This is a genomic window from Plesiomonas sp., assembly GCF_051650925.1.
Classification (GTDB): domain Bacteria; phylum Pseudomonadota; class Gammaproteobacteria; order Enterobacterales; family CAMTGL01; genus Plesiomonas.
Genome location: NZ_JBOFRH010000294.1, coordinates 1 through 4,924, shown reverse-complemented (window position 1 = coordinate 4,924; position 4,924 = coordinate 1). Strand labels below are relative to the sequence as shown.

General features: G+C 50.3%; 4 protein-coding genes. All 4 read left to right on the top strand.

Annotated elements, in window-relative coordinates:
• Positions 1–238 precede the first annotated feature (238 nt).
• A complete protein-coding gene (locus ACRC27_RS07030; RefSeq protein ID WP_438622335.1) occupies positions 239–604 on the top strand; it encodes a YacL family protein in 366 nt (121 codons plus the stop codon).
• A gap of 223 nt (positions 605–827) precedes the next feature.
• Entirely contained in the window at positions 828–2,579 is a 1,752-nt protein-coding gene (gene cueO / locus ACRC27_RS07025) for a multicopper oxidase CueO (protein WP_438639515.1), read from the top strand.
• 212 nt (positions 2,580–2,791) lie between these two features.
• The gene (locus ACRC27_RS07020) at positions 2,792–3,811 is read left to right on the top strand and encodes a Fe(3+) ABC transporter substrate-binding protein (protein ID WP_438622337.1); all 1,020 of its coding nucleotides are present in this window, start codon (positions 2,792–2,794) and stop codon (positions 3,809–3,811) included.
• Positions 3,812–4,025: 214 nt separating this feature from the next.
• On the top strand, positions 4,026–4,924 hold an 899-nt coding region (locus tag ACRC27_RS07015), incomplete at its 3' end, for an ABC transporter permease (protein WP_438639514.1).

The following is a 4,924-nucleotide window of genomic DNA, read 5'->3' as shown; positions in this document are numbered from 1 at the left end:
CTGAGGTGTACCCCTGCCTTAGCCATTCAGTAACGGCTGCTTGTGCTCGATAGATTGAGCGGGAAGGTGAACTTCCCGCTTTTTTTTTACCTTATTGGCGGTATATGGTGTTTTCCGGTGTCTGGAAAGTGGTGCTGTAGGCGCGTGTTATTGCGATACGATATACTCTCATTGTCGTGTTTGACCGTATGCCGTGCGCCCTGCATGGCCATATCTGCAAAAATTAAAGGGGATACCAATGGATTACGAATTTCGCCGTGACCTGATGGGGGCTGTGAAAGCCCAGTTTTCGATGGGGCACGAAGCTCTAGCCTGTTGGATTAATGATGAAATTGCCGGCAATCTGCCGTTTCTGACGGATATTTTGTCGGCGATTGATAGCGTGCGCGGTTCAGAACGGCAGTGGCAACACACTGGGCGCGAATTTAGCCTGTTGATGGATGGCGAAGAGGTCATGGTGCGTGCCAACATCATGAGCTTTGAGAGCGATCAGCTCGAAGATGATATGCAATATTATGATGAAGAGAGCCTGAGCTTGTGCGGATTAGAAGATTTTGAACAGGCGCTGCTGGCTTACCAGCAATTTTTGACCGAAGGGCGTTAACCCTTTGGTTTTTTTATGTGCATCAGTGTAACCCGTGCGGTTAAGTGTTATTCGCCCAATACGTCGGTGTTTTTTATCCCTGACGTAAACCGTACCAGCAACCAATGAATACAATGTGTTGCATATGTAATGTCAGCGTGAATCAAGTGTGAAAGTGGCTTGACCTTCCTGTAGGGGGAAGCGTTAGCCTAAGGTTAACATTTCATCAATTACGGACAGCACGATGCAACGCAGAGATTTTCTTAAACTGGCCTCGGCCTTGAGTGTCGCCACCGGTTGGTCTGGTGGTGCATGGGGTGCTCTATCCGCCCCGCTGAGTACTGCTTTACCTATTCCCCCATTGCTGGAAGCTGACGCCAGCGGTACGGTAAAACTGAATTTACAAACCGGCAGCATGTATTGGCGCGCAGGGATGGCAACCCCTACGTGGGGCATTAACGGTGGTTTTTTAGGGCCAGCGGTAAAGTTACAGCAGGGCCAGCGTACCGCGTTGCAGATCACCAATAATCTGCCGGAAAGTACCACCATCCACTGGCATGGCCTTGAAATTTCCGGTGATCAAGATGGCGGTCCACACCGGATGATCCCCGTAGGAGAGAGCTGGACTGCGCAGCTCGATATCACTCAACCCGCGGCGACTTGCTGGTTTCATCCACATCCGCACCATGTTACCGGACGCCACGTTGCTATGGGATTGGCCGGTTTATTGCTGATTGAAGATGAGCAAAGCCGCCGCCTTGAGCTGCCCAAAACATGGGGTGTTGATGATATTCCGGTTATTTTGCAAGATCGCCGCTTAAATGCGCGTGGTGAAATTGATTATCAGCTCGATGTGATGACTGCTGCCGTTGGCTGGTTTGGCGATATTATGCTGACTAACGGCGTGGTCTACCCTCAGCACACCGCACCGCGTGGTTGGGTGCGCTTGCGCCTACTGAACGGGGCAAATGCGCGCAGTATGCTGTTAGCCTGTAGTGATCAGCGAGACATGCAGGTGATCGCCAGTGATGGTGGTTTTTTGGCTGCACCGGTTGCACTCAAACAATTGACGATGTTACCCGGAGAGCGTTTTGAGGTTTTGGTGTCTACCGCTGATGGTAAACCGTTTGATTTGATCTCATTACCGGTCGGGCAGATGGGAATGGGGTTAGCGCCGTTTGATAAGCCGCTTCCGGTGTTGCAAATTCGGCCAAATGATAAAACCGGTGTCACTGCCTTACCTCCGACACTCGGTACGCTGGCCTCTTTACCGGCGTGGCAAAAATTCCCAGTACAAAAATTGCATTTGAGTATGGATCCACGTCTTGATCGTGAGGGTATGCAAGCCTTGATGGATCGCTACGGCATGGCCGCAATGGGCAATATGGATCACTCAATGATGATGCAGCATATGTCGCCACCAGACAGTGCAAAAGCGGCTACAACAGGCATGGATCATGCCAGCATGGGGCACGCTACAACCAAGACATCGGCAGAGAGTAAATCCGGCAGCAGTATGGCAGGTATGGATCACAGTATGAATGCCATGCCCAACAATGATATGCCAAAAGAGAGTATGCCGAAAAAGAGCATGTCACACGACAGTGCCACTCCAATGGACAAGCCAGCAGCAGATCAACCCCTTGATCTGATGAATGCTAACCGCATTAATGGGCAAGTTTTCTCGATGACGACTCCGGCATTTCACGTATCACAGGGGCAGTATCAGCGCTGGATCATCTCAGGTGAAGGCGACATGATGATGCATCCGTTTCACATCCACGGCTGCCGTTTTAGGATCCTCAAAGAGAATGGTCAGCCTCCTGCGGCCCACCGTCAAGGTTGGAAAGATATCGTCAATGTTGAGGGTGGGGTAAGTGAAGTGCTGGTACAGTTTAATCATCCTGCCAGTGCCGACCACCCCTATATGGCGCATTGTCATCTGCTTGAGCATGAAGACAGCGGCATGATGCTATCGTTTACTGTCGGTAAATAACGGCTGTTTTTACCTATCATGTTGCGGAAAAAACACTCGGTGTAGACCGAGTGTTTTTTTTATGTCTAAAGATATAAACCAGATGACACTTAACCTCAGATCCGTATAATCAATCGGAATGAGAGTAGTTATCACTCGTGTTATCTTGTCGCGTAGCCTCATATACCACCATAAATGGTATGACGCTGGCCTCTATTTAGGGATGGAATTTAATGAAACGTACACTCGGTACTCTGACACTGCTGGCAGCAAGCGTAATTTCAGCCTCCGCATTTGCGGCAAGTAATGAAGTGAATGTCTACTCTTATCGTCAGCCATATCTGATTGAACCTATGCTAAAAGAGTTCACCAAAGAGACCGGCGTTAAGGTCAACATGGTGTATGCCGAAAAGGGGCTGGTTGAGCGTTTAAAGCGTGAAGGTGAACTGAGCCCTGCTGACGTGGTGCTGACCGTTGATATCAGCCGTGTGATGGAAGTGGTGAACGCCGGCCTTGCACAGCCGCTTAAAGATCCGATTCTTGAAAAGAATATCCCAGCACAATACCGTGACTCAGAAGGCCGCTGGTTTGCTCTGACACTGCGTGCACGCGCCATTTACTCCTCAAAAGATCGTATGGGTGCATTACCGATAAGCTTTAACTACGCTGATCTGGCTGATCCAAAATACAAAGGTAAAGTGTGTGTTCGTTCAGGTAAGAACTCTTACAACGTCTCACTGGTTGCCTCAATGATCGCACACCAAGGTGTTGAGAAAACCCGTGCATGGCTAGAAGGCGTGAAAGCGAATCTGGCACAAAAACCGCAGGGCGGCGATCGTGATCAAGTTAAAGCGATCAAAGAGGGTGTCTGTGATTTGGCGCTGGGCAACAGCTACTATCTGGGCAAAATGCTCGAAGATCCAAAACAGCACGCATGGGCTGAAGCGGCAGTGATTAACTTCCCGAATCAGCAAACTGACGGTACGCACGTTAATATCAGCGGCGCGGTATTGACCAAGTTTGCGCCGAACAAAGAGAACGCGGTAAAACTGATGGAGTTCCTCAGTGGTGATACGGCACAGCATATGTATGCGGAAACCAACTTTGAATATCCGGTAAAAGCTGACGTTAAGCCGTCAGAGTTGGTGGCATCATGGGGTACATTTAAAGCCGATACCCTGCCACTGGAAACCATTGCGAACAACTACAATCAGGCCTTGAAACTGATTGATGAAGTGCAGTTCGATCTGTAATTACGCGGTGAGGTAACTGCGCGGGCAGTGACCATTATTGACTGCTCTTAAGGGGGATAAGACTGCGCTGATGCAGTCGTCCCCCTTTTTGCTTTGCATAAGATAAGCGGCATATTGAACTTGATGTTGGGCGCACACTTTTCTTTCGGTGATACCCAACCGGCAATCAGGGTGTGGTATGTTGCCCCCATTGAATAAGTGATGAAGTTTTACCATGATCAGACAGGTTAACCTCGGTTGGAAACTCAGTAGCTGGATAGCAGGTTTGCTGCTGGTGATGCCAATTGGGGCGATTTTTTATGAAGCGAGCCTGAGTGATTCAGGTGATGTATTTAGCCATTTGTGGAACAGCGTGCTGACGGTGTATTTGAGTAACTCCGTTTTGCTGGTCTTGGGCACGGTTGCTCTGAGCTTGCTGTTTGGTTTACCGGCGGCATGGCTGATGGCGATGTACCGTTTTCCCGGTCAAAAAGTGTTGCAGTGGGCGCTTTGTTTGCCGCTGGCGCTGCCGGGGTATTTGGTGGCATACCTGTATACCGATTTTCTGGATTTTGCAGGTCCAGTACAATCATCACTGCGCGCGCTGTTTGGCTGGCAGAGTATGCAAGATTACTGGTTTCCGCCGATCCGTACTCTCGGTGGGGCATGCGTTATCCTCGCGTTTGTGTTGTATCCCTATATTTATCTGATGACCCGCACGGCACTGATGGAGCAATCCTCCTCATTGCTGCAATCGGCACGTCTGTTGCGAGCCTCGCCGTGGCAGGTGTTGTGGCGGGTTTGCCTGCCGCTGGCACGCCCTGCGATTGCCGTAGGTGCATCACTGGTTGCAATGGAAACGCTCGGCGATTTTGGTACGGTAGCCTACTTTGCTGTGCCAACATTAACCACAGCCGTATATGACACTTGGCTGGGGTATGGCGATCTGAGTTCGGCCTCTCGTCTAGCCTCGTTGATGTTGCTCGCAGTGTTTTTTCTGGTCAGTATTGAGCGCTACAGTCGCCGTCGGCAGCAGGTGTACCAAAAGGGCATGGGGCGTGAAGCCCATGAGTTGACCCGCTTAACGGGCTGGCGATCACTGGCTGCACAAACTTACTGCTGGGGGCTGTTACT

Excerpts from the sequence above, each read along its gene's own strand:
- ACRC27_RS07030 (WP_438622335.1), top strand. The coding sequence starts at position 239 with ATGGATTACGAATTTCGCCGTGACCTGATGGGGGCTGTGAAAGCCCAG.
- cueO (WP_438639515.1), top strand. The coding sequence starts at position 828 with ATGCAACGCAGAGATTTTCTTAAACTGGCCTCGGCCTTGAGTGTCGCC.
- ACRC27_RS07020 (WP_438622337.1), top strand. The coding sequence starts at position 2,792 with ATGAAACGTACACTCGGTACTCTGACACTGCTGGCAGCAAGCGTAATT.